The 25916-nt window shown below is 34.9% G+C and carries 28 protein-coding genes and 1 riboswitch; of the genes, 18 read left to right on the forward strand and 10 right to left on the reverse strand.

Annotated features, from left to right (window positions below; genetic code table 11):
• Positions 1-27: 27 nt before the first annotated feature.
• The 4 genes from hypB to STA7437_RS04850 all read right to left on the reverse strand — a co-directional run bounded on the left by hypB (position 28) and on the right by STA7437_RS04850 (position 3499).
• A complete protein-coding gene (gene hypB / locus STA7437_RS04835) occupies positions 28-723 on the reverse strand; it encodes a hydrogenase nickel incorporation protein HypB (protein ID WP_015192257.1) in 696 nt (231 codons plus the stop codon).
• Positions 724-776: 53 nt separating this feature from the next.
• Positions 777-1175, reverse strand: coding sequence for a hydrogenase maturation nickel metallochaperone HypA (hypA, locus tag STA7437_RS04840; RefSeq protein ID WP_015192258.1), 399 nt, complete (start codon positions 1173-1175; stop codon positions 777-779).
• A 254-nt stretch (positions 1176-1429) separates the two neighbouring features.
• Positions 1430-2623, reverse strand: a complete 1194-nt coding sequence (locus STA7437_RS04845) for an agmatinase family protein (RefSeq protein ID WP_015192259.1) — start codon at positions 2621-2623, stop codon at positions 1430-1432.
• Positions 2624-2699: 76 nt separating this feature from the next.
• Positions 2700-2844, reverse strand: a riboswitch (guanidine-I (ykkC/yxkD leader).
• Between the two features lie 85 nt (positions 2845-2929).
• Positions 2930-3499: an NUDIX hydrolase gene (locus STA7437_RS04850; RefSeq protein ID WP_015192260.1), complete on the reverse strand. Its 570-nt coding sequence runs from the start codon at positions 3497-3499 to the stop codon at positions 2930-2932.
• A 435-nt stretch (positions 3500-3934) separates the two neighbouring features.
• Between STA7437_RS04850 and STA7437_RS26480 the strand changes: the two genes are divergently transcribed.
• From STA7437_RS26480 to STA7437_RS04870, 5 genes are all read left to right on the forward strand, one after another.
• On the forward strand, positions 3935-4084 hold the full coding sequence (locus tag STA7437_RS26480) for a hypothetical protein (RefSeq protein WP_015192261.1): 150 nt from the start codon (positions 3935-3937) through the stop codon (positions 4082-4084).
• A 315-nt stretch (positions 4085-4399) separates the two neighbouring features.
• The gene (locus STA7437_RS04855; protein WP_015192262.1) at positions 4400-5455 is read left to right on the forward strand and encodes a dipeptide epimerase; all 1056 of its coding nucleotides are present in this window, start codon (positions 4400-4402) and stop codon (positions 5453-5455) included.
• Complete coding sequence (locus STA7437_RS04860) at positions 5439-6473, forward strand: DUF1611 domain-containing protein (RefSeq protein ID WP_015192263.1); 1035 nt, start codon at positions 5439-5441, stop codon at positions 6471-6473. Before STA7437_RS04855 ends, STA7437_RS04860 begins: the two co-directional genes overlap by 17 nt.
• Before the next feature lie 146 nt (positions 6474-6619).
• Entirely contained in the window at positions 6620-6817 is a 198-nt protein-coding gene (locus STA7437_RS04865) for a hypothetical protein (protein ID WP_015192264.1), read from the forward strand.
• A 93-nt stretch (positions 6818-6910) separates the two neighbouring features.
• The gene (locus STA7437_RS04870) at positions 6911-7387 is read left to right on the forward strand and encodes a Tic20 family protein (RefSeq protein ID WP_015192265.1); all 477 of its coding nucleotides are present in this window, start codon (positions 6911-6913) and stop codon (positions 7385-7387) included.
• Between the two features lie 22 nt (positions 7388-7409).
• On the opposite strand, the gene STA7437_RS04875 is transcribed toward STA7437_RS04870, so the two are convergent.
• The gene (locus STA7437_RS04875; RefSeq protein ID WP_015192266.1) at positions 7410-8186 is read right to left on the reverse strand and encodes a fumarylacetoacetate hydrolase family protein; all 777 of its coding nucleotides are present in this window, start codon (positions 8184-8186) and stop codon (positions 7410-7412) included.
• 260 nt (positions 8187-8446) lie between these two features.
• Here STA7437_RS04875 and rpsF point away from each other — a divergent pair, with 260 nt between their 5' ends.
• Positions 8447-8851, forward strand: a complete 405-nt coding sequence (gene rpsF, locus STA7437_RS04880; protein WP_015192267.1) for a 30S ribosomal protein S6 — start codon at positions 8447-8449, stop codon at positions 8849-8851.
• Positions 8852-8891: 40 nt separating this feature from the next.
• On the opposite strand, the gene STA7437_RS04885 is transcribed toward rpsF, so the two are convergent.
• The 3 genes from STA7437_RS04885 to STA7437_RS04895 all read right to left on the reverse strand — a co-directional run bounded on the left by STA7437_RS04885 (position 8892) and on the right by STA7437_RS04895 (position 11501).
• Positions 8892-9761, reverse strand: coding sequence for an MOSC domain-containing protein (locus STA7437_RS04885; protein ID WP_015192268.1), 870 nt, complete (start codon positions 9759-9761; stop codon positions 8892-8894).
• A gap of 181 nt (positions 9762-9942) precedes the next feature.
• Entirely contained in the window at positions 9943-11316 is a 1374-nt protein-coding gene (locus STA7437_RS04890) for an AtzE family amidohydrolase (protein ID WP_015192269.1), read from the reverse strand.
• Positions 11313-11501 carry a DUF4089 domain-containing protein gene (locus STA7437_RS04895; RefSeq protein WP_015192270.1) on the reverse strand — a complete coding sequence of 63 codons (189 nt, stop codon included), beginning with the start codon at positions 11499-11501 and terminating at the stop codon, positions 11313-11315. Before STA7437_RS04895 ends, STA7437_RS04890 begins: the two co-directional genes overlap by 4 nt.
• Positions 11502-11566: 65 nt before the next feature.
• Between STA7437_RS04895 and STA7437_RS04900 the strand changes: the two genes are divergently transcribed.
• Entirely contained in the window at positions 11567-12070 is a 504-nt protein-coding gene (locus STA7437_RS04900) for a hypothetical protein (protein ID WP_015192271.1), read from the forward strand.
• Positions 12071-12346: 276 nt separating this feature from the next.
• Here the strand turns inward: STA7437_RS04900 and msrP are convergent, their stop codons facing one another.
• Entirely contained in the window at positions 12347-13339 is a 993-nt protein-coding gene (gene msrP / locus STA7437_RS04905; protein ID WP_015192272.1) for a protein-methionine-sulfoxide reductase catalytic subunit MsrP, read from the reverse strand.
• Between the two features lie 156 nt (positions 13340-13495).
• Between msrP and recR the strand changes: the two genes are divergently transcribed.
• From recR to STA7437_RS04940, 7 genes are all read left to right on the forward strand, one after another.
• Entirely contained in the window at positions 13496-14092 is a 597-nt protein-coding gene (gene recR / locus STA7437_RS04910; RefSeq protein ID WP_041619165.1) for a recombination mediator RecR, read from the forward strand.
• 184 nt (positions 14093-14276) lie between these two features.
• Positions 14277-15296, forward strand: a complete 1020-nt coding sequence (gene dcm / locus STA7437_RS04915) for a DNA (cytosine-5-)-methyltransferase (protein ID WP_015192274.1) — start codon at positions 14277-14279, stop codon at positions 15294-15296.
• Between the two features lie 76 nt (positions 15297-15372).
• On the forward strand, positions 15373-15675 hold the full coding sequence (locus STA7437_RS04920) for an antibiotic biosynthesis monooxygenase family protein (RefSeq protein ID WP_015192275.1): 303 nt from the start codon (positions 15373-15375) through the stop codon (positions 15673-15675).
• Between the two features lie 121 nt (positions 15676-15796).
• Complete coding sequence (ahcY, locus tag STA7437_RS04925) at positions 15797-17074, forward strand: adenosylhomocysteinase (RefSeq protein WP_015192276.1); 1278 nt, start codon at positions 15797-15799, stop codon at positions 17072-17074.
• Between the two features lie 154 nt (positions 17075-17228).
• The gene (locus STA7437_RS04930; RefSeq protein ID WP_015192277.1) at positions 17229-17810 is read left to right on the forward strand and encodes a YqaA family protein; all 582 of its coding nucleotides are present in this window, start codon (positions 17229-17231) and stop codon (positions 17808-17810) included.
• An 85-nt stretch (positions 17811-17895) separates the two neighbouring features.
• Positions 17896-18519, forward strand: coding sequence for an exopolysaccharide biosynthesis protein (locus tag STA7437_RS04935; protein ID WP_041619166.1), 624 nt, complete (start codon positions 17896-17898; stop codon positions 18517-18519).
• A 667-nt stretch (positions 18520-19186) separates the two neighbouring features.
• Complete coding sequence (locus STA7437_RS04940) at positions 19187-19657, forward strand: GNAT family N-acetyltransferase (protein WP_015192279.1); 471 nt, start codon at positions 19187-19189, stop codon at positions 19655-19657.
• On the opposite strand, the gene STA7437_RS04945 is transcribed toward STA7437_RS04940, so the two are convergent.
• Positions 19654-20454: a DUF1350 family protein gene (locus STA7437_RS04945; RefSeq protein WP_015192280.1), complete on the reverse strand. Its 801-nt coding sequence runs from the start codon at positions 20452-20454 to the stop codon at positions 19654-19656. The genes STA7437_RS04940 and STA7437_RS04945 overlap by 4 nt on opposite strands.
• A gap of 654 nt (positions 20455-21108) precedes the next feature.
• Between STA7437_RS04945 and STA7437_RS04950 the strand changes: the two genes are divergently transcribed.
• From STA7437_RS04950 to STA7437_RS04965, 4 genes are all read left to right on the forward strand, one after another.
• The gene (locus tag STA7437_RS04950; protein WP_015192281.1) at positions 21109-21564 is read left to right on the forward strand and encodes a response regulator; all 456 of its coding nucleotides are present in this window, start codon (positions 21109-21111) and stop codon (positions 21562-21564) included.
• Positions 21557-23305: an REC domain-containing phosphodiesterase gene (locus tag STA7437_RS04955; protein WP_015192282.1), complete on the forward strand. Its 1749-nt coding sequence runs from the start codon at positions 21557-21559 to the stop codon at positions 23303-23305. Before STA7437_RS04950 ends, STA7437_RS04955 begins: the two co-directional genes overlap by 8 nt.
• A gap of 207 nt (positions 23306-23512) precedes the next feature.
• Entirely contained in the window at positions 23513-24604 is a 1092-nt protein-coding gene (locus tag STA7437_RS04960) for an amino acid ABC transporter substrate-binding protein (protein WP_015192283.1), read from the forward strand.
• A 149-nt stretch (positions 24605-24753) separates the two neighbouring features.
• Positions 24754-25908 carry an amino acid ABC transporter permease gene (locus STA7437_RS04965; protein ID WP_015192284.1) on the forward strand — a complete coding sequence of 385 codons (1155 nt, stop codon included), beginning with the start codon at positions 24754-24756 and terminating at the stop codon, positions 25906-25908.
• Positions 25909-25916 lie beyond the last annotated feature (8 nt).

The following is a 25916-nucleotide window of genomic DNA, read 5'->3' on the forward strand; positions in this document are numbered from 1 at the left end:
TTGATTTTTTACTTAAAATTGCTCAATTTATAGATTGGTAGCAAAGACTCTATCTTTTTTTGTTTGCAATTTGATCCAATTAAACCAAGCTTCTAATCCTTCACCCGTTTTAGCAGAAATAGGAATAATGGTTACATGAGGATTCATTTGTTTAACATTAGCTTTAATTGTTTCTAAATCTATTTCCAAATAAGGAGCTAAATCAGTTTTAGTAATTAATAAACAATCTGCTTCTTGAAACATCACTGGATATTTCAGAGGTTTATCTTCTCCTTCAGTCACACTAAGTAGGGCAACTTTAGCGTGTTCTCCTACTTCAAATTCGGCAGGACAAACTAAATTACCGACATTTTCTACTAAAACTAAATCAAATTCTTCGGGATTATATTCATGGGCTAATCGATGAATTCCTCCTGCTACCATTTTTGAATCTAAATGACAGGAACGTCCTGTATTAATAGCAATAACTGGAACACCATACTGACGCAAACGTTCTGCATCTAATTCGGTAGTCATATCACCTTCAATGACAGCAATTTTTAATTGATCTTTAATAGCAATAATAGTTTTTTCTAAAAGAGCAGTTTTTCCTGCACCAGGACTACTCATAATATTGAGACAAGTAATTCCCCATTGATCAAAATGTTCGCGGTTATGATCTGCGCCTTCTTGATTAGCATGGAGTAAATTAAGTTCTAAAGCAGCGTCGAATGTTTGATGCATCTTTTTCAGTTATTTATTAGTTAGAGACGTTTCGCCGAAACGTCTGTACAGTATCATTTATCAGTAGGGACGTTTTGCAAAGCACCTTGACAAGTATTAGTTAAAGAAGAATATTCAAGGCGATCAATTTTTAATTCTCTTCCAGAACGAATATCTTCCATTGCCGACTGACATTGAGGACAATTGTATTGCAAACCTAGTTGTGGTTTGTATTCTGTTTTACAAGTGTGACAAAAAGCAATCAAAGGTGTTTCTCGAATTACTAATTCAACTTGTTCTAAAAAAGTATTACGAGTTTGTACTTCAAAGGCAAATTGTAAACTAGCGGGTTCAACACAGGTAAATTGTCCGACAATTAAATGAATTTTTTCTATTTTTGGCTGTTCGGGCTGACTATCCCACCAGTCTCTCACTGTCATAATGAGAGCTTTAGTCATATCAGTTTCGTGCATAATTAGTTATTGGTCATTTATCTTTGTTGAAAATTATTCAGTAAAATAAACATTTTTGTTGATAGTTGATTGTTTTTCCACACATAAACCTTGTCCTGAGTGAAACGAAGGAACAGATGAACACAGTGGAGTTATCGGTTGGTAGTGTTTTTTGTTGATGATTGGTGGTTGATAGTCGATTGTTAATGGTTAATTGTTGATTGTTGATTGTTAATTGATAACTGGTCACTGGTAACTGGTAACTGATCACTGAATTAAGTCCAAGCAGCATCAGCTTCTAGTTTGGCTTCGGGATGAATGTAGGCTGGTTTTTCTTTTCTAGGTAACTGTCCAGACACTACTAAATGCGCCATCGTGTCGCAGATTACGCGAGTTGCCATCAACGCAGTCATATCACTGATATCGTAAGGAGGTGAAACTTCTACTACTTCCAAACCACAAACAGGGGCATTTTGAACTATTTTCTTCAATAAATAAAGAGCTTCACGGGGTAATAAACCACCTGGTTCGGGCCAACCTGTACCAGGAACAAAACCTGCATCGATACAATCAATGTCAAAACTGATCCAAACGCAATCGGTACCATCTAAAGCTCTTTCTAACGCAAAGTCAGCAGCAGCATCTAATCCCATTTCGGTGATATCGGTAACGGTAAGAATATTAGTTGCTCGTTCGCGACAAACTTTGACACCTTGACGGGGTACTTGCCAACCACCAATTCCTAATTGGACTAAATTTTTGGCTGGGGCATTGGCGATATTAGTGGCATGAAACCAAGGACAAGTGTGCATCCTTTCATCTAAATCGGTTTCTTGAGTATCCACATGGCGGTCAAAGTGAATAATGCCGACTTTTTTATCTCCTAAATGACGACAAATTCCTCGAACTGTGGGAAAACCAATTGAATGATCTCCTCCTAAAAGAATTGGAAAAGCACCAGAACCAAAAACGTGGGCAACCCCTTTGGAAATTTGATCGAAAGATTTTTCATTATTAGCAGGAATGGTAAAAATATCCCCGACATCACATAAGGTAATTTGTTCGCGTAAATCAACCCCTAATTCAAAGTTATAGGGAGTATACAAAGCGGAGATACGGCGAATTCCTTGAGGGCCAAACCTTGTTCCAGGACGATAAGTAGTACCCGAATCATGAGGAACACCAACGATCGCAACATCATAGTTGCCCACTTGCCTAACATCTTCTAAATATGGTGCTTTTAAGAAAGTATTAATACCTGCATAATGAGGTAATTCACCACGGGAAAAAGTTGGAATAGTGCGATCGCGTATACTATTTGCTGCTTCTAAACCATACTTTAAGCCCTGATCTACTTCTTGTTGCCATCCTGTTAGAGGTAATTGTCTTTCTTTATCTAAGGCGCGTTGAGCTTCGCTATCATGTCCATTGCGATCGCTATTGGGAGGTTGAAATGGTAATTCGGTCATGACACTTCTCCTACATTCAATTTTTGTTTCCATGCAAAAAACCCAAGAGGCTGACAGGTAATTAATCTGTGTCAGTTCCTCCCGGGCTTTTATCCCGCCGTGTGGCTACTAAATTATTAGTAATTGAGTAAAATTGAAAATTTCTGATGTAGCCTGCTTCTCTTGGACCAGTCACTCGATAATGATCAATTATTTGAGTCGGAACCCTAGAAGCTATGTTTGGATTATTACCTTGGTAAATTAACAATTTTTTTTTCTCATTTATGTATTAATCGTTACATAATTTTGAAGAATTGTCATCAAATTTTAATTTTTTATTGACTGTATTCTTGTTAGAAAATCTAGACCTAATAAAATTGCTGTTACACTACCACAAACACAAATTTCTCCTTGATTAATTTTTTCTTTGATCTGAGTAATAGGAATAATTACTACTTCAATTTCTTCCGTCTCATCTAATCTTTGCTGATCACAGTAAGTAGCATCTTCGGCGACAAATAAATAAATTTTGTTACTATCTTTAACAGGGTTATCATATAGCATAGCGATTTGAGTAAATTTACTTGCTGTGTATCCTGTTTCTTCTAGTAATTCTCGTTTGGCTGCCTTCAAACTATCTTCTTTTTGAGAGTTAAAAGTACCTGCTGGAAGTTCTAATAAAATTTCTTGAACTCCATGACGATATTGACGTACAAAAACTATTTCTTGATTAGGTGTAATGGGTAAAATTAGAGCGATATCTGGTCGAAGATTAACAAAATAATCATCAATAATTTTGCCGTTGGATAATTGAATTTTATCTTGCCTTACTTTACACCATTGATTATCAATTACGAAGCGAGAATTAATCGTAGTCCATTTTTTAATTTTAGTCATATAGTTTTGAGATACAGATGTTTATGAGTAATTTTATTACCTCAACAACTGCTTAGATAGTAGATTGCTTTTAATTAATAAAAACTTAAAATAATATTTTAATCTCTACTTTAAATAAATAGAGAATTTTATTTTTATATACACATAATTAAAGAGTGAGTGAAGAAAGCCTGAGAGGCTAGAAAAACTGCTTAAGTAATGATATTTTAGTAACATCTTTAATTTCAAACAGACAACATTTGAGCAATAGTTTTATCCATTTGAAATTTAATCACCGAAAAGTCCCTGACAGCAAATTTATTTTTCTAGTGTTTTGCTTAAGCATTAATATTTCTAGTTGTGTATTTATTAAAGAGCAAATGACACTAAAGTTTACGAAAGAACAATGGTTATCCAGGGATTTTTCCAGAACAAAAGACTGTATGGGAATTCTGGATGTTATGTTCTGATCTTAATAGCTGTATTTTTGTTAAAAGTTTAGGAAGAGTACAGTGCTATGAATGGCAAATGATAGCTTTCAATACTGAGACAGGAAAAGTAGTTAAAGTCTTTTCTGACGATCCTGAAAGAATTGGTTTTGAATAATTTTCAAAAAATGATTTTATGAGCCAAATTTAACTATGTTAATACCTTTTATCGATAATTTATGGTGATTATAATGAACAGAATGCGCTCAAAAAAACTATTTATCCACAAAAAAGCCAGGTTTAAATCCTGACTTGGTATCTAGTACCTCAATACAATCTAGCAGGTGTGAAGGCTACTGTCTTAAAATCTGAATTAATTATGAATTATTTAGGTAATGCTTGCGCTAAGAAAAGTTTAAAAATAGTTTTAATCTCGCTGAATTTTTACTAATAATATTGATAATTAAGTCTAAAATTACAATTATTTGAAAATATGGATGTAACAGTCCAAACGTTTACTGTTCACAAAAAATATTCTTTGCAAATTAGTCGCGGTACTACCTCCGAAACTACTAATATCTGGATCAAACTCAAAGAAGATGGGATTGAAGGATGGGGAGAAGCTTCTCCTTTTGCTATTAATAAGGAAAAAGAAATTACCACTGTACAACTGGTGACAGAATTAGAGGCAATTATTCCTCAATTAAAACAATTTAGTCCTTGGCAACGACAAGAAATAGAAAGCTTTTGCGATCGCGTAAAATTATCTTCTGCACTCAAAGCTGCAATTGATATGGCATTGCATGATTGGTTGGGGAAAAAAGTTGGTTTACCTCTCTGGCAAATGTGGGGTTTAAATCGCGATCGCATTGTGCCAATTTCTGTTACTGTGGGCATTAGTTCCCCTTTAGCAGCCCAACAAAGAGTTAAGGCTTGGCAAGAAGTCGTTGATTTTCAAGTTTTAAAAGTAAAATTAGGTAATCCTGCTGGAATTGAGGCAGATCAAGCTATGTTATTGGCAGTCAAGGAAATAGCGGTAACCGCTAAATTAACTGTCGATGCCAATGGAGGTTGGAGTTTAACTGAGGCAATCAGTATGTGTCGATGGTTGGCAACTCTGGGAGTGGAGTATGTTGAACAACCTTTACCCGTAGGAGAAGAAGCGCAATTATCTACCCTCTCCCAATCATCTCCTTTACCTATTTTTGTTGATGAAAGTTGTTTTACGAGTCGTGATATTCCTCAACTGGCTGACTCTGTTGCTGGTGTTAATCTCAAAATTATGAAAACAGGTGGTTTAACTGAAGCAATGCGAGCCATTCATCTGGCTAAAGCTTGTAACTTAAAAGTGATGTTTGGTTGTTATTCTGATAGTAGTTTAGCTAACACTGCCATGTCTCATTTGGCACCCTTAGCGGATTATTTAGATTTGGATAGTCATTTAAATCTGATTGACGATCCTTTTGCGGGTGCAACTATGACTGAAGGGCGTTTGCTACCTAATGATTTGCCAGGAATAGGAGTTGAATACTGTGGATCTCACAGCTAAACGAATAGCTATTTTGCTTCATGAAGGAATTAAAGGTAATCACGGCAAAACAGGATTAGCTTTTTTACGTTATAGTCAAGCTCAGATAGTAGTAGTTATTGATGCTCAATCGGCAGGAGAATCTTTGTTTCGGTTAACTGGTATTGCTAAAGAGATTCCGATTGTAGCCAATGTCGAGCAAGCTTTAATTTATACTCCCGATGTTTTATTAATTGGCATTGCACCTTCAGGAGGACAATTACCTACTAGTTGGCAAGAAGAAATACAAATTGCGATCGCAGCAGGATTATCTTTAGTCAATGGCTTACATACTCCTTTTGCACTTCAGTTTCCCCATTTACAACCACAACAATGGATTTGGGATATTCGTCAAGAGCCATCGGGATTATCAATTGGTGCAGCCAAAGCACGTCATCTTGCTTGTCAACGCATTCTTACGGTAGGAACAGATATGGCAGTAGGTAAAATGTCTACCAGTTTAGAATTACAGCGTGCTGCTCAACGTCAAGGAATTAAAGCCCAATTTATGGCAACTGGACAAGGCGGTTTAATGATTGCTGGACAAGGGATACCTTTAGATGCGATCCGAGTCGATTTTGCTGCGGGTGCAGTTGAACAAACAGTAATTAAATTGGGACAAGAATGCGATTTATTAATGATTGAAGGGCAAGGTTCTCTACTTCATCCAGGCTCTACTGCTACTTTACCATTACTGCGAGGCAGTCAACCAACAGGACTCATTTTAGTTCATCGTGCTAGACAAACACACATTCGAGATTTTCCCGATATTCCTATTCCTTCTTTACCCGAAGTGATTCAACTTTATGAAAGTGTAGCTAGTGCAGCAGGAACTTTTGGGACAATTAAGGTTAAAGCGATCGCACTTAATACTTTTCATCTCGATCTCAAAACAGCACAACGAGAGATTCAAGCAACTGAAACAATAACTGGACTTCCTTGTACCGATGCAGTTCGTTTTGGTGCTGATATTTTATTAAATGCTTGCTTTTCTATTTAAATAACTAGTTAAAGAACAACAAATTTGAAAAGTTTACTAATAATTAATCAGTAATGACTCATAACTATTAAGCTATGTAGCAAAAAGTATTATATATTCGATTTTAAAAATTACAATAAAAATAAAGCCATAAAGGATCGACTTATATGTTAGTCATTCTTACAGAAGAACAAATCTTATCGCCTCAAAAAGTATGTCCAACTTGTTTAATGGCTGACCAAAGTGGCTCACCTCGCTGGCATCACGGCAAATTATTCTGCGGTCATGCTCTTCAAAAATCAGAAGAACGACAAGCTACAATTTATGAATGTCAAATGGGATTTAGGATTGCGAATATTCAGTAATCAAACACAAAAACATCTAGGTTTGTCTAGACTGCGTTATCTTAAATCTGAGTAGAATATTTTTATTTTTCACAACTAAGAGGAGATGACGCAATGGTTTGGCGTGGCTCAACTGATTTTAAAGATCGTATTTTTGCTGCATTAGTTTATTTACTTCCGTTATATTATGCCTTGCCTTTTGGAAGTTCACTATTTGCTCAGTTTCCTTTATTAGAATTTATTACAATACCTCTAATTCCAATAGGAATTATCTATAATAGTATTCCCTTTGCTGGTTTAATTATCTTTTTTGTCTTATTTTTAGCCGTGGTTAGAAACGAAAGAATTAGCCACTTTATTCGTTTCAATACTATGCAAGCGATTTTACTAGATATTATCTTGTTTTTATTTGGTTTTTTAATCCAAATTTTAGGACAACCATTAGGAGCAGGTTTTTTAATCCAAACTTTATCTAATGTACTTTTTCTAGGAACTTTAGCTGCTTGTGTGTATGCAATCATTCAATCATTTTTAGGTAAATACGCAGAAATTCCAACACTTTCCGATGCTGTTTACTCTCAAGTACGCTAAACCAATAGCTATTAAATCATAATTAAACCGAAGCTATTACAGAATTTTCCAAACTACCAATTCCTTCAATTTCCACTCTAACGCGATCGCCTGCAATAAGTGGACCAATTCCTTCTGGTGTACCAGTTAAAATCAAATCTCCAGGTAACAAAGTCATGACTTGAGAAATATAAGCAATGAGACTTTCTGGAGCAAAAACCATTTCGTCAATGGTAGCTGATTGACGAGGTGTAGGCAGATCGTTGACAAAAGTTTGTAGTTTCGCTCCTGCACTTAATTCTCGAACAATCCAAGGACCTAAAGGGCAAAAAGTATCAAATCCTTTAGCTCTAGTCCATTGACCGTCTTTTTGCTGTAAATCTCTAGCTGTTACATCATTAGCAATTGTGTAACCCCAAATTACTTTACTAACCTGCTCTGGTTTAAGATTGCGACAACGTTCCCCGATTACAATTGCCAACTCTCCTTCGTAGTCAACTCGTTGAGATTGGGAAGGATAATAAATTGGTTGACCATCAGCCACAATGGTAGTAGGTGGTTTAAGAAACAATAAAGGTTCTTTTGGTAAAGGAGTACCCATCTCCTCAGCGTGTTTAGCATAATTTTTGCCTACTGCAACAATTTTCGAGGGAGCGCAAGGAGCAAGTATTTGATAACTATCTGGAGCTAACTCGATTTCTGTAGATTGTCCTCCTAACCAAGGTGGTGCATCAAACACAGCCACACTGCGGTTAAGTTTTAATAAACCGTAGTAAATTTGCTCTTGAATAGTTTTAACTCGAACGTAGCGTTGTGCCATAACAAAAAAAAGTTGATGTTATCAAATTATCATGAGACATTAAAGACATTTTTTGAAGACAATCTCACTCAATGATCTCGCTCAGGTTGAATTTTACCGTGAAATTAACATTACTAGGACTAGCGGTCAGGTATAAAGTAATAGTAAGATCATAAATCCTTGCTTCTTTAATTTATTGCTAAAGATCAAACAACTGCTATTTTTGAGTCTAGCCGTACATTCAGAGAAGCCATATTGTCCATAAGGAGATTACAGATTGTATGAGTAGAAATTATGAAATGATGTATATTCTGCGTCCTGATTTATTAGAAGATCAAGTGGAAGCAGCAATTAACAAATATCGCGATTTCTTGAGCGAACAAGGTGCAGAAAATATTCAAATTCAAAATCGAGGTAAAAGAAGATTAGCTTATCCAATCAAAAAACACCTAGACGGCATTTATGTTCAAATGAACTATCAAGCTGATGGAAACCAAGTTGCTCCCTTAGAAAGAGCAATGCGTTTAGGTGAAGAAGTAATTCGCTATTTAACTATTAAGTTAAAAGATGAACCTGGTATGGTTTCATCGGAAACTAAAGTTGAAACTAAAGTAGAAACAGAAGTAGAAACAGAAGTAGAAACAGAAGTAGAAACAGAAACAGTTGCCACCGAAATAGAAGCTTAGAAGTTAAAAGACAAAAGAGTAACTGATAACTGATCACTGATCACTGGTAACTGCTATAAGATTGTCCCCTAAATTGCAGGACTTTTAATGAGTCACCAACTCTGATCGATCCTGTGGTTTGAGGGGTCATATTTTCGCCAAACATCACTCCTTGTTCGGCAAATTGGCGAAAAGTTCCCAAACTTCTTAAAGGTTCTCTTGATTCATCTCTAGTACCAGTTTGTTGATCGGTTGTAGTGATAATACAACGGCTACAAGGTTTAACTACAGAAAAAATCACTTCACCAATTTGAATTGATTTCCATTTGTCTTCAATAAACGGTTCGGTTGTTTCTACCACAATATTAGGTCGAAATCTATCCATTGGGATAGTTTGTTTCGGTTGTTGATACATCTCGTGAATGCGAGCATTTAACTCTTGTAGAGAAGCTGTGGCTGTGAGCAGAAAAGGATAGCCATCAGCAAAACTAACCATTTCATCGCCTTTAAAAGCGTATTTTTGATTAACTGGGCGAATATGTTGAGGAGACTGTCGAACTAAACGACATTCTTTGTTGCTTTCTAGCTGTAATACTTGATGAAACCATTGAGCTAGTTGATCGCCTTGATCAATCGCGATAGTGCGATCACGCCAAATTTCAACTTCTATTTCGTTGCCTGTTAAAGTAGGAGTGAAATTAATCGGTTCAACACTGTTATCTTGGGTTTTTAAAGCAATACCATCTTCAACGAGTTCTACTTTAACTTTGGCTAACAGGGGATATTGTCTTTGAGTGAGAAATTTTCCTTGTTGATTAATCAGCATCATTTCTCGATCCCAAGCAAACCCTTTAGGAGTTACTTGAGCTTGTTGAACTTTAATTCCCTGACAAGATTTAATTGGATAAATACACAGTTCGGAGACAATCATAGATTTTGGGATAAATTAACAAAACAAAAAGTCAAGGAGATGAAAAACGATTGATTTTCTTTTCTCTAAAATACTTTCAGCATTCAGTTTTAGTTATTAATAAATTCTGCGCTCAGAAATAACTTTTACTCTCTTGTTTTTTAGAGCAAAATTGATCATTCGTCCACTTAGTAATCAAGAATTAAATGAGAGAATAAGTGCCAATTATTCCTCTATTTTCAAGAAAATGAGCAACTCTGAGAATTAATAATTCTTGGTAAGGAGCAGCAATAATCTGTACTCCTAAAGGTAATTTTTTAGAACCAAGTACAGGAACAGAAAGTACAGGTAATCCGATCAAAGAAAAAGGTTGAGTAAAACGACCTAAATTAGGACGTACTAACACTTCTTCTCCTCCAATGATCATTTTTGTTTGACCCAATTTGGGCGCAACACAAGGAGTAGTCGGAGCAAGGATCAGATCTACTTGTTGAAAAATCTGTTGTAGTTGATGGCGATACCAACGGCGGAATCTTTGCGCTTGAATGTACCACGAAGCAGGAATCAGCGCACCAGCTAAAAAGCGATCGCGAGTAGCGGGATCGAAATCTTGAGGACGTGATTTAAGGTTATGGAGGTGTAAGTTTGCTCCTTCGGAAGCTGTAATTAGATAGGCTGCTGCTTTAGCGCGATCGCTTTCAGGAATCGTAATTGTCTGTCGAACATTTAATGCTTGAGCAACCGTAGCTACTACTTCAAGAGCTTCTGGTTCTGCTTCCTGTTGAAAATAGTCTCCTGCGATCGCAATTCGTAAATGGTCTATTTCTCCTTCTAATTGAGATAAACATGGTTGGATCGGCTTATGGGTGCAAACAGGATCTTTAGGATCTGCACCTTGTAAAACATCAAATACGGCAGCTACATCTCGAACAGAGCGAGCAAAACAGCCAATATGATCTAAACTACTCACAAATAAAAACACACCTGCACGAGAAAGACGACCATAAGTAGGTTTAAAACCATAAACGCCACATAAGGCAGCCGGCACTCGAATTGAACCATTAGTATCTGAACCTAAAGTTAGGGGTACTAATCCTGCTGCTACTGCTGCTGCTGAACCTCCAGAAGAACCACCAGCAATCCGACTGAGATCGTGGGGATTTCGAGTTGCACCATAATGACTATTTTCGGTTACAAATCCATAGGCGTATTCATCCATATTTAATGTTCCGACTAAAATAGCTCCTGCTTGTTTTAAAAGCGCGATCGCAGTAGCATCTTCTTGAGCGGGAGAATTGTCTTGATTGATTTTTGAACCAGCTAAAGTAGTAATGCCTTGAACATCAAACAGGTTTTTAACTGCAAAAGGAACGCCTGCTAAAATACCTGGATGTTTACCTTGATCGATTTTTTCCGCCGAAGCGATCGCAGATGTGCCAGTTACCGCAGTAAAGCAATTTAAATTAGGATTGCGTTGTTCAATTTGTTTGAGAGTTTGACTAACAATCGCCTTAGCCGTAGTTTTTCCTTGATGTATAGCCTCAGCAATAGCCAGTGCGTTTTGAGTTTGATTCATGGTTCAAAAGTAGCAGCAGATTCAAGTTCTGGTTGTAATTCAAATTCGGTTACTAAAGATGCGATTTCAGCAATTCGCTCAAAATTATCTTGTACTCCAGGTAAATATTCTGGTGTTAGTTTTAAACCAAGCAATTCCGCTGTTTGTTGAATATATTCCCGATAGTCTGAAGTTGAATTAAGCATGAACTACCTTTTTTAGTAAATCTCTGTTTAAGATAGGTATGATTTGCAAATATTGCTTAATCATCATGAAAAATCATCTACTAAAATTTATTCGTCTAAGTACTCTGGTTTCTATACCAGCAAGTCTATTTACTATTACTCTTAACTTTCCTGCTACTGCTGCTAGTTTTGGTGCTTGTGCTAGCAGTTTAATCGATAGCGGGATCACAGGAGAACAAGCTGCTACCGCTTGTGCCGATGCACTAGAACCAAAAGAATTGTCTGCTTGTGTAGAGAAAATTAAAAATAATACTGCGATCGCTGGAGAGGAGGCTCTTCAAGCTTGTTATCGCGTTCGTAGACCAGCAGAACTAGCTAGTTGTGTTACTAGCATTAACGATCAAGTTGGCGGTGAAGGTAAGTTGATGGCATTAAATAATTGTCGTAGCAGTCTTTTACCGAAACGTTATGCTGATTGTGTCACTGGGTTAACAGGTAGCATTCCCAATCTCTCTGGAGCAAAAGCGATGGAAAGTTGTATTAGTGCTGAAACTTTCCCTCCAGTATTGTTTCCTGGTCAATCAAATTAATTCAATCATTAATTTACTCAAATCAATAATTTTGACTTGCCTCCTTTGTCTGGGGGTAATTTTTTGAATTTTTACTCATGTAATTTGGTAAATTTTTTTCTTTCTGGTTTTTACTTTGCTTTTTATCCAGATAATTATGCAAAATCGCCTTAATCTTTACAAAAATTCATTATTGCACAGGTCAAAATTTTGTCCATCAGAAATAATTTTTTAGTTATCCTGATGTAGGGATAATTCACGAATTGTGATGTAGAGGCAATTCATGAATTGCTCCTACTAGGCATATAAATTAGCTACATATTCGCCATAACCGTTATAAATCGTAGTTTCTTTAATTTCCCACGATAAACCTGGGCCGGTACTAATAAACTTTTCAGTAGCTTGTGACCAACGGGGATGAGGAACATTCGGATTAACATTTGCCTCAAAACCATATTCTTTCGGATCTATCGTGTTCCAATAGGTCGCTGGTTGACTATCTAAAAATTCAATTTTGACAATTGATTTTGCTCCTTTAAAACCATATTTCCAGGGAACTACCATCCGCAAAGGCGCACCGTGTTGCTTAGGTAAATCGTGACCATAAATACCTAAAGCAAAAAAGGCTAATTCATTTGCCATTTCCTCAATTCTTAAACCTTCTGTATATGGCCAAGGTAAAGTCCCAAAATGAAAAGCTGGACCTGTAGTAATTTCGGGGTCGTAAAATGAAGTAAAACGGACAAATTTAGCTTGAGAAGTAGGTTCAACGGCTTCAATCAACTTTTTCATCGGAAAACCAACCCAAGGTAAAACCATTGCCCAAGCTTCTACACAGCGAAAACGATAAATCCTTTCTTCGAGGGGAAACGTTTTTTTAAGGTCATCAATATCATAGGTACGAGGATTTTTAACTAATCCTGTGACTTCTACCTGCCAATTTTCTGTAGGGAGTTTTTGGGCATCCATCCAAATTGCTTTAGTCCCACCATACTCGTAAAAATTATTATATTGCCCTGCCACTTTTTCTTCCGTAACGGGTCGATTGACTTGGGCAAAAGCTGAATTGGTTTGAAATGACTCTATTTTAGGTAAATTGAGACTGGTTTCCAAAGCAGTTGGAGTAGAAGATTTATTGTTCGTCGAATTAGATTGCTGACAACCAGCTAATGGCAAAATACTAGTCGTAATTAAAGTTTTCAGAAAACGACGACGATTGTAATAAAGACGTTCTGGAGTGACTTGACTTTCAGAAAGTTGCCAGGATTTAGGGATACGAATTAGAGTCATTAGTTAACAGGACGAAAATTGTAGGGATAAATCTTAATCGTTTTTTATTATCAATTCAGATTTTAGAGCATTCAGATTAACTAATCAGTAGTACGAGCAATATTTTTGTGGCTATTGATAAACTAAATAGAGTATGAATTCAAAGGATCAAAAGCTATTTATACACCTCCTTTAGCTCGTTTAATCGAACAATTGCAGTTATTACCTGGAGTTGGACCAAAAACTGCTCAAAGATTAGCCTTACATCTGATTAAGCGTTCAGAAAAAGAAGTACAATCCTTAGCACAAGCTTTAATTGATGCCAAAAAACAAGTAGGCTTGTGTAAAGTCTGTTTTCATTTGTCGGCAGAACCAGTTTGTTCAATCTGTAGCAATCAAAATCGCGATCGCGATACTATTTGTGTAGTGGCTGATTCTCGTGATGTGATCGCTTTGGAAAAAACAAGGGAATACAAGGGTCAGTATCACGTTTTGGGTGGCGTAATTTCACCCATGGATGGAATTGGGCCAGAACAGCTACATATTGAAGCTTTAGTGAGAAGAGTTACTAAAAATCAAGTTAAAGAGGTTATTTTGGCAATTAATCCTAGTGTTGAAGGAGAAACTACAACTCTCTATCTCGGTGGATTGTTAAAACCGTTTACTAAAGTGACTCGAATTGCTTTTGGTTTACCGATGGGTGGGGATTTGGAATATGCTGATGAAGTTACTCTTGCTAGGGCATTAGAAGGTAGAAGAGAATTAGATTTTTAGTAGGAAATATTAAAAAATAAAATTGTAATTATTTGTAGGATGGGTAGAGCAATAGCAAAACCCATCAATTATTTACTACCAAGCATTTGATATTGAATTAATTAAGTGCAAATACTTAGTTAAAGAATTTATTATAATAAATTACTTCAATTTAAAATTAAGAACAATTTTCTGTTCTTTTATTATGAATGTAATTCAATATAATTTATTTGAGCATAATAATTTTAATTATCTTTATATAAATAATGAATATTTTATTGAGCGAAGTTTAAAGTTTATTGATTTATTTGCTGGAATAGGTGGCATGAGAATCGCCCTAGAAAAAATAGGTGCTAGTTGTGTTTTTTCTTCAGAATGGGATAAATACGCTCAAAAAACTTATCAGGCTAACTTTGGCGAAGTTCCTCATGGAGATATTACTAAAATAACCACAGAAATAATTCCTGATTTTGATATCTTAGTTGCTGGTTTTCCTTGCCAACCTTTTAGTTCAATTGGTAAAAGAGAAGGATTTCAACATCCAACTCAAGGAACACTATTTTATGAAATTATTAGAATACTGATAGCTAAACAACCAATTGCTTTTTTACTAGAAAATGTAGAAGGTTTAATTTACCATGATAAGAAAAAGACTTTAGAGACTATTATAAAATCTTTAAACGATTTGAATTATGATGTATTTTATCAAGTTTTAGACGCAGCCCATTATGGCGTACCACAGCATCGTAAAAGAGTTTATTTTGTAGGATTTAATCGTAATTATTCTGCTCAAACAATAAATTTTTATTTTCCACCTGCAAAAAAAAATAAAGTTGAGATCGGACAATTTGTTGAATCTCATTTCGATGGTTATTGTATTTCTGAACATTTACAAAAAACTTATTTATTTAAAAAAGATGATGGTAGACCAGAGTTAATTGATCGCAATAGCAAAGGTTGTGTCAAGACTTTAGTTTCTACCTATCATAAAATTCAGCGATTAACTGGTACTTTTGTCAAAGATGGTAAAACAGGAATTAGATTGCTTTCGGAAAATGAATGTAAAGCAATTATGGGGTTTGATAGAGATTTTATTATCCCTGTTAGTCGTACTCAAATGTATCGACAACTAGGAAATTCTGTAGCAATTCCTGTGGTTGAAGCTATAGCAAAAGAGATGGTTAAAACTATTTATTTCATTAAGCTAACTATTAAAATGAGTTAAAGTCTTGTAATTAACTAATTTTAAATAAAGCGATCGCTTTTACTAATAACGTGACACAATAACGATAAATAATCTCATGATTCTTGAAGTGGCAATACTGAATATTAAATCAGATCTGAGTCATGATTTTGAAAAAGCATTTCAACAAGCTTCTAGAATTATTGCTTCCATGCCAGGATACATATCCCATGATTTACAAAAATGTGTTGAAATTGAAAATCGCTATTTACTGATGGTCTATTGGAATACTTTAGAAGATTATACTATTGGTTTTAGACAATCTGAGCAATATCAAACCTGGAAACAATTATTGCATCACTTTTACGAGCCTTTTCCTGTAGTCGAGCATTACTATAGCGTCATTAAAAGCTCAAAATAAAGAATAGTTAAATCTTAATGATCTTAAAAATAAAAACAGAGATCTAGATTAACACACAGCCAAGCGAGGCATAATTCGGTTAAAATCACATAGCAATATTGTTTATCCGTAAAAAAAAGTTATGGTAGCAGCCGTTACTCAGACTAAATATGAAGTAAAAGATCTTGCCCTTGCACCACAAGGTAAGCAAAGAATTGAATGGGCAGCTAGAGAAATGCCTGTAATTAAACAAATTAGAGAGCGTTTTGCCCAAGAAAAACCTTTAGCAGGAATTCGTCTAGTTGCTTGTTGTCACGTTACGACAGAAACAGCAAATCTAGCGATTACCCTTCAAGCTGGTGGTGCAGATGCACTATTAATTGCGAGTAACCCTCTTTCGACTCAAGATGATGTGGCTGCTTGTCTAGTTGCTGAATATGGTATTCCTGTCTATGCGATTAAAGGGGAAGATAATGAAACTTATCACCGTCATGTTCAAATCGCTTTAGATCATAAACCTAATATCATTATTGATGATGGTAGTGATGTAGTTGCTACTTTAATTCAAGAAAGACAGGATCAACTGAGCGATATTATCGGTACTACTGAAGAAACTACTACTGGTATTGTCCGCTTACAAGCAATGTTCAAAGATGGGGTACTTACCTTCCCTGCTATGAATGTTAATGATGCTGAAACCAAACATTTCTTTGACAACCGTTATGGTACTGGGCAATCTACCTTAGATGGTATTATTCGTGCTACTAATGTTTTATTAGCTGGTAAAACCGTAGTTGTAGCTGGTTACGGTTGGTGTGGTAAAGGTGTGGCAATGCGCGCCAGGGGTTTAGGTTCAAGCGTAATTGTTACCGAAATCAATCCTGTGAGGGCAATTGAAGCAGCAATGGATGGTTTCCGTGTTATGCCTATGAGTGAAGCTGCCTCTCAAGGAGATTTATTTGTTACTGTTACTGGTAATAAACACGTCATTCGCCCTGAACATTTTGAAGCAATGAAAGATGGGGCGATGGTATGTAATTCTGGTCACTTTGATATCGAAATTGACCTCAAATCTTTAGGTGCTAAAGCTACCGAAGTTAAAGAAGTTCGCAACTTTACTCAACAATATCAAATGCCCAACGGCAAATCAATTGTAGTTTTGGGAGAAGGAAGACTAGTTAATCTCGCTGCTGCGGAAGGGCATCCTAGTGCAGTGATGGATATGAGTTTTGCTAACCAAGCTTTAGCTTGCGAATATTTAGTTAAAAATAAAGATAGTTTACAACCGGGTTTACATTCTATTCCCACTGAAGTTGACCAAGAAATTGCTGCCTTAAAACTAGCAGCGATGGGAATTAAGATTGATACTCTTACCTCTGAACAAATTGAATACATTAACTCTTGGACAGTAGGAACATAATCTAATCGACAATCAAGGTGGGCTATTGTCCACCTTTTTATTATTTTTTTCTAAAGTTAAGGCTTAATTAATGATCAGTATTTTGCTTTCAAATTGAATCGTGTATATTTGAAACGATTTACTTATTGTTTCTGGTTAAGTATTTAATTTCTATATGCTTAGACAGGCTTATCAATGGGTTATTGGTTGGAGTGAAACACCTTACGGTAGTTGGGCGTTATTTATACTGGCTTTTGCTGAATCTTCTTGTTTTCCCATTCCTCCTGATGTCTTATTAATCGCACTTTCGGTAGGGCAACCTCTGGCAGCTTTTCAATTTGCCCTGATTTGTAGTATCGGTTCTGTACTAGGAGGAGTAGCTGGTTATGCTATGGGCTTTTTTGCTTTTACTGCGATCGCAAAACCCATTTTACATCTTTATGACCCAGATTTAGCTGTTTTTAATCAAGTTAAAGGACTTTACGACACTTGGGGATTTTGGGGTGTATTAATTGCTGCTATCACTCCGATTCCTTATAAAGTATTTACTATTGCTTCTGGTGTTTTTAAATTTAATCTGTTGCAATTTGTTTTGGCTTCTATCATTGGACGTAGTTTCCGCTTTTTTCTCGTTAGTGGTTTAATATTTTGGGGCGGAGAATCTTTAAAATTATGGATTGAAAAATATTTTGATTGGGTAGCTTGGGGTTTTCTGGCTATTCTTATTCTTGGTTTTGCTGTTTTAAAATTCCTGTAAATTAAATATTTATCTAAGTAAATATTCCAACGATTCAATAATGATATGGGTGAACGACCGTTCGCACCTACTGATAACTGAAATAATGGCTAAACTTTCTCTAGAACTAAATCGCTATTTTTTTGAAGAAGAAAGATCTTCAGACGTAACTTTAGCTGAAATTTTGAACTTGGCTGGAGAACGAATTTTTGGATTTTTATTAGTAATTCTATCTTTTCCTTCTGCTTTACCAATCCCTGCTCCTGGTTACTCCATTCCATTTGGTATTTTGATGTTTATCTTAGCACTACAACTAATTTGTGGTCGTCAACGTCCTTGGTTACCAGCCAAAATGATGAAAGCTTCGATGAAACTCGAAACAGTGCAAGGAGTAATCAAAGCAGGAAATCCTTGGTTACAGAAAATTGAAGCTTTAAGTAAGCCTCGTCTTAGCTATATTTGTACTGGTCTTACTGGTAGAATTATCTTGGGAATTGCGATCGCTTTAATGTCAATTTCCATGATGATCCCGATTCCAGGCACTAATACTCTACCAGCTATGGGAATATGGGTAACTGGTTTTGGTTTGATGGAAGATGATGGCGTAATTTGTTTGGCTGGTTTATTACTCTGTGCTGTTGCTGGCACTTTATCTACTTCAATTATTATTGCCGTTATTTGGGGTGGTTCGAGTCTTTTGGATGTAATTAAAGGTTGGTTGGGTAGCTAGTTTAAATTACATAACAGTTGGGATTGATTCAAGCCATAAAATTATTTTGGCTGACTTCTTTCCCTCTGGTCAATTATTTTTGTAACTACTCTCATCCCGCTATAAAATTACGTAAAATAAAAAAGTCGAAATAAAGCAATAGTCATGAGGAGTAGAATACAAAGCTAAAAAATCAAAATTTATATATTTAACTAAACTCCAGTTTATTCCTAATAATATTTTTTTTTCGCTCAAGTTTCTGCTCGCTTAATTAATCTGATTTATAATAAATGCATTTTTATGAAATTAATCCTTTGCATTGTAATAGCATAAATAATTATTACTAAAAAATATAGCAGTTCTCATACTGGTGAGGTACAAAGTATTTGGATTTAAGGCAGGAAGTAGAGGGTAGTAGGCAGGTGTTAAGTGTACCTCGTGGATTCGAGAAACGCTATATATTTTCCTCGAAAAGTTAATCATCTTTTTTGTTACTAATTCTTATTCCTGATCAAGATAAACTATTTTGACTGAAAATTTTTTGTTTTAATTAATGTCAAGAAATCAGAACAAAATTGTTGATAAAATATTCAAAAAATTAGTAAATATCGCTACAATTAGATAAATATTTTTAGCTATCCCAATAAAAACCTTAGCAACAATTTTTGAACAAGAGGATTCAGCTACGATGGATTGCAGCCACATTCAATTTTCTGTAGACAAATCAAAAGTAGACTATCAACAACTTAAAGATTTATTTACGATGGCTGCTTTTTGGGCGCGAGAAAGAAGTATCGAGGATTTAGAAATTGCGATCGCAAATAGCGATCCTGTAGTTACTATTTGGGATCAACATAAATTAATTGGGTTTTCTCGGGCTACTTCTGATGGAATTTATCGGGCAGGAATTTGGGATGTTGTGGTTCATCCAGAGTATCGCGGTATGGGTTTAGGACGCAAGTTAGTTGAAACCGTTATTTCTCATCCGAAAGTTAATAAAGTAGAAAGAGTTTATTTAACTACTACTCATCAACAAAGTTTCTACGAACGCATTGGTTTTAAACAAAACGATACTACCACGATGGTACTGTACAATACTAATCCAATCGATTCGATCGCTTTACTAGAACAACAAACCCAAGAAATAACAGTCAATTAAACTAGGGAAAAAGGATTCAACCAACGCAAGATCTCTTGGTTTAGGCGGGATAAATCGCGAGAAAATCCTTGCTTAAACCATTGCCCAAAAACATCAAAAGGAGTAAAAATATCTCCAGTTTGCCAATTAATTTCTTGAGAGAGAGGAGTTAAATGATTGCCTGGCAGAGTTAAAGTAGCAATCATCTCAGGAAAGCGTTGTTGTAAAACGGGTTCTAAGGTAATAGTTTGATCAATGGTATCGTTGTTAAATTTAATTAAAAGATTACGACGAATATTGTAATTACTGGCAATTAATTCGCTCGTTTCTGTTGGAGAAGGGCTAAACTCGACATTGAAAGCAGGGTTAACATTCAGACTAAGGGTAAAAGTATTATTAAATTGCTCTAAAAAAGGAATTGCACGACTAGCAGGATAATTATTAAAAGAGATCAGAATATTACCAGCCCGTTCTACTTCATACAAACTACCAATTAACAGATGCAGTTTACAACCCATACTATGTCCTATGCCGTAAATAGGAAGATAACCTTTTGTAATAAAATTATTTCTTTGTAAACGGTCTAAAATTGTTTCAAAACGGTTGAGGACATCACGAGCGATCGCAAGATGATCTAAAGTATTTAAAAAGGGAGTAGCGATAATAGCAAATCCCGCTTGTCCTAATTGTTGCAAAAGAGAACGATAAGTTACTTGGGGGGCAGTAGCGACAAACGCACCTCCCAAAAAATGAACAATCCCAATTGGTTTAGTGGTGGGTAAATACACCCAACTTCCAGAAATTTCTTGCCACTCCATTTTTCAGTTATCAGTAAGAAAAACCGTACATATTTATTAGTTTAAAACGATTAAAGAAAAAATCGCTATAGATGCGCAACAAGTTATTAATGTTGCGTAGCACAAAACGTTTTTACTTTAATTTAAAGACTATTCAGAGCGCAACAAGCTTTTTAGACAATCAGTTTTATCAAAACTTTTTTTTCAGATAAATATTTTAATAAAAAAAACATCAAGAAAAATTTCTATTTTAAAGAATTTACAAATAAATTATTAATTTTTTAAGGGCTAGTTTCAATTATTTTAAAGTTATTCAAATAAAATTTAAATCACAGCATAATAATTTATTCTTATTAAAATTTGCTTTAAATCTTGATTTTGAAGAACCAATAAAGCTGTAAGCTTATTAAATAAAAATTAAATCAATTTTGTGATTTACACTTTGTTTTTTTACAAAAAAAGATTAAATTAAGAATAACCAATCAACTTAAATTGCAAAACTAACAATTTATTTGATTCAAACAACAAAATATTATTTTTTTTATTATTTGAACTAATTGAAAAAGTTTTTCTTTTTTTCAGTAATTTTGACATGATTTACCAGAAGCAATTAGTCAAGACTTAAAAACAAATCAATAATAGTTGATATATTTTTATATTTTTTATTGTACAAAAATGAGCAGTAATACTATTTTGTTAGTAGAGGATAATCGTGACTATCAAGAGTTAATTAGACTAGCATTTAACGAAAGTGAAATTGAACATAATTTAGTCATTGTATCTGATGGCATAATCGCTTTAGAATATTTATTTGGCACGGGTAGTTTTCGCGACCGCGATTTAAATATAATGCCAGATTTAGTTTTACTTGATTTAAACTTACCTCAACTTAATGGTTTAGAAATTTTGCAGCGCATTCGTGCCAATCCCATCACCAGACTGTTACCCGTAACAATTATTAGTTCTTCACTTGAACCTGAAGACATTATCAATGGTTATGTTTATGGTTGCAATAGTTATATTCATAAACCTGTAGACTTTACAATGCTGAAAAATTTTGTTAAAGAAATAACGTATTATTGGTTAATTATTAATCAAGCCCCACCTTATTTTGGAGCATTAAATGAGTAAACTGCTACGAGTACTAATTGTCGAAGACTCAGAAGATGATACTGACTTATTAGTAATCGAATTAGAACGTGGCGGTTATCAAATAATTTATCAGCGAGTAGAAACAAAAGAAGAAATGCAAGCTGCTCTTGAAGTTCAGGAGCAATGGGATATTATTTTAGCAGACTATTTTTTGCCCCGATTTAGTGCAAATGAGGCTTTGGATTTATTAAAAGAAAATAATTTAGATTTACCTTTTATTATTGTTTCTGGCAAAATCGGTGAAGATACGGCTGTAGCAGCGATGAAGGCAGGAGCGCATGATTATTTCATCAAAGGAAAATTGACTCGCTTAATTGCTGCTGTAGAGAGAGAACTAAGAGAAGCTCTTTTGCGACAAGAACATCGTCATGCCCAAGAAAAACTGAAGTATTTAGCTTATTATGATGAGTTAACTCATTTACCCAATCAAAGATTATTTATTCACCATTTAGCTCAACAGATTAAGAATAATCAGTTGTTTGCGGTTTTATTGATTAAGCTCGAGCGCTTTTCTAAAATTAAATATAGTTTGGGTCATGCTTTTAGTGACAAGTTGCTAATAGCTGCGATTAAAAGAATTGAAGTTTGTTTACAACCACAAGATTTTTTAGCTCGTGTTGGTACAGATGAATTTGCTATACTCCACATCTTTGAGAAACAAGTACGAAATTTTTCAGCCAATAATCTTTCTTTGGAACAACAAGCACAACATCAAGCTAAAATCATTCACAATCAATTAATAGAACCTTTTCAAGTAGATAAAACGATCGCGTTTTCGGGAATTAGTATTGGCATTGCCTTAAATAGTCTGAGTTACGAACAACCAGAACAATTTTTGCAAGCAGCAGATACAGCAATGAATCAAGCCAAACCTGATTTTGTCAACTATGCAGTGGTTTTTGACAAAAAAATCCATCAGAATGTAGTCAAGAGATTACAATTAGAAAATGATCTTCAACAAGCTATTACTAATAACGAATTACACCTCAATTATCAAGCGATCGTAAATTTAAAAACCGAACAAATTAATTGTTTAGAAGTGTTAGTTCGATGGAAACATCCATTTTTAGGATTAGTATCACCAGGAAAGTTTATTCCTCTTTCTGAAGAAACGGGTTTAATTATTCCTCTTGGTCAATGGGTATTAACTGAAGCTTGTCAACAATTGTCTTTATGGCAAAAACAATTTTCTCATTCTTTGCCTTTAGCAATCAGTGTAAATGTTTCTGGAATTCAACTATCTCATCCAGAATTGATCTCTCACATTGACCGATTACTGCAAAATTTTTCGTTAACAGGAAAACATCTAAAACTAGAAATTACCGAAAGTGTTTTGATGGAAAATCCTTCAGCAGTAACTAAAGTCCTTGAACAATTAAAACAACGCGACATTCAATTGTGCATTGATGATTTTGGTACGGGTTATTCTTCTTTAAATTATTTACGTTATTTGCCAATCGATACTGTAAAAATTGATCGTTGTTTTGTTAGTCAAGAAGGTAACGATAAAAATTACGATATTCTTAAGGCGATTATTAATTTGGCACATAGTTTAGAATTAAATGTTATTGCCGAAGGAATCGAAACCGAAGCTCAACTTCAGATGCTACGGAATTTAGGTTGTGAATATGGACAAGGATTTTTACTAGCTCATCCTCTTAATAGTCAAAATGTAAGAAATTTGATTGAAGAGCAATTTGGATGTTGGTATTCTGCGTAAAATTAAATCCGAACAAATAACTATTTTTAAGGTTTAAGAATTAATAAGAGTATCGACAGTAGAAAAAATCTCAATTGTATAAATTTTTATACGAGTTATTTTAATATAAATCACCATTTAGTTAAAATTTTGTCACTAAATTCAGAAAATTATGTGTACCAGCTTATACTCTCTGAATAAACTTATTAATTATAGTAAGTAAAGCAAATGAAAAATCGTCAAATTAAGCAATGGAGTTCGTTGCTTCTAATTAGCTTACTATTTTCTTTTTTAGGTGGTTGTGAAACTGGAGAAAGTAATCCCAATTCAGAAACCCAAACTAATCAATCACAGTCAAATAATACAACTAATACTAGCAGTCTTCTTGAGCGAGTAAAAAGTCGTGGTAATCTTGTTTGCGGAGTAAACGGACAACTACCAGGTTTTAGCTTCGTTAATGAAAATGGTGAATATTCAGGCATGGATGCAGATTTTTGTCGCGCAGTAGCATCGGCATTATTTGACGATCCCACTAAGGTTGAATTTCGTGACCTCAGCGCACAAGAGCGTTTTACTGCCGTTCAGTCAGGAGAAGTAGACTTAGTAAGTCGCAATACTACTTGGACTAGTAGTCGTGATAGTGCTAATGGGATGGAATTTGCTCCCATTCTCTTTTACGATGGTCAAGGAGTAATGGTATCCAAAGCTAGCAAAGTTCAAAAATTGGCAGATTTAGGAAATAAATCGATCTGTGTTCTCTCAGGAACAACTACAGAACAAAATTTAGCCGATCAAATGCGAAAGCTCGGACTTACTTATCAACCAGTAGTATTTGATGATGTTGATGCTTTGTATGTCGCTTATGAACAAGGTCGATGTCAAGGAGTTACAAGCGATCGCTCTCAATTAACCGCTCGTCGTGCTGTTTTAGCTGAACCTAATAATCATATCGTTCTTGATGAAGTAGTTTCTAAAGAACCTCTAGCACCAATGGTTGCTAATGGTGATTCTAGATGGTCTGATGCAGTTAAGTGGATTACTTTTGCTTTAATTCAAGCGGAAGAATTTGGCATCAATTCCCAAAATATTAGTGAATTTGCTGCAACAGATAACCCAGAAATTAAACGTTTTTTAGGACAAGAAGGTAATTTTGGACAAGATTTAGGACTTCCTAATGATTTTGCTGCCAGAATTATCAATCATGTTGGTAATTATGAAGAAATTTATGAGCGCAACATTAGTCAACCTTTTGGTTTAGAAAGAGGTCTTAATGCACTTTGGACTGATGGCGGATTATTATATTCTCCTCCGTTTCGTTGAGTTTGATTAGTCATTCGCTCACTCAAGATAAGCTAATTTGCATAGAAAGCTGCCTATTTTTTGAAAGCTTCTACCTACTGCCTTTTGTTAATCAGTAACTTAAATGCACCAGCAGCTTACTAGTGCGACTTACCAACAAAAACCCATCAATGACTGAAGAAAAAATACCTTTTTGGCGAGATAGTAGAATTCTTAATCTAGTAGGACAAGCAATTGTTTTACTCATTGTCTTTACTGTTATTGGAATTTTAGTCAATAATTTAGTCCGTAATTTTCAACGTTTAGGTTTAACTTTTGGGTTTAATTTTCTATCTCGTCCAGCTTCTTTTGGTATCGGTAATTCACCAATTCCTTATAGTCCTACCGATCCTTACACTAAAGCAATTTTAGTAGGATTGCTCAATTCTTTACAAGTAATGTTTTTTGGCATTATCATTGCCAGCACAATTGGAATTATTATTGGTATTAGTAGATTATCTAATAATTGGTTAGTGCGCCAATTGGCAACAATTTATGTTGAAACTCTCCGCAATACCCCTTTATTATTACAGTTATTTTTTTGGTATTTTGCAGTTTTTTTAAAACTTCCTTCAGTAGATAATCCTGTAGTTATTAATAAAATAATTTATTTGACTAATCGCGGAATGGATCTTCCTTGGTTTGTTTTCAATATCAAAACTGGGTCGAGCTTAATTTTTATTATTATTAGTATTATTTTAGCAATTATTTTTTGGCGTAAAAGAATTCAAAATATTGAAGCAAGAGGAGAACCAGGACAAATATGGCTTTGGTTATTGGGAGGAATAATTTTTGCAGCTTTTGCCGTTTTTTACTGGGGAATTGATTGGAAAATACCACAATTAAAAGAAAATAATATTACAGGGGGAATTAATCTTTCTCCAGAACTAGCTACTTTATTAATTGGATTAAGTATTTATACGGCTGCGTTTATTGCTGAAGTTGTCAGAGCAGGTATTCAATCAGTTAATAAAGGACAGTGGGAAGCAGCAAGAGCGTTAGGTTTAAAACCTGGTTTAGTTATTCAACTGGTAATTTTTCCTCAAGCTTTACGAGTAATGATTCCTCCTTTAACTAGTGAATTTCTCAATTTAGCCAAAAATTCTAGTCTAGCGATCGCGATTGGTTACAATGATCTTTATGCTATTTCTAGTACCATTTCCAATCAAACTGGACGCTCTATAGAAATGTTATTAGTTGTGATGATTACTTATTTGACTATTAATTTAATTATTTCTTCTATAATGAATCGATTAAATCGCTCGGTACAGTTACAAGAAAGATAATGTTACTC

It is taken from the genome of Stanieria cyanosphaera PCC 7437 (assembly GCF_000317575.1).
Classification (GTDB): Bacteria; Cyanobacteriota; Cyanobacteriia; order Cyanobacteriales; family Xenococcaceae; genus Stanieria; species Stanieria cyanosphaera.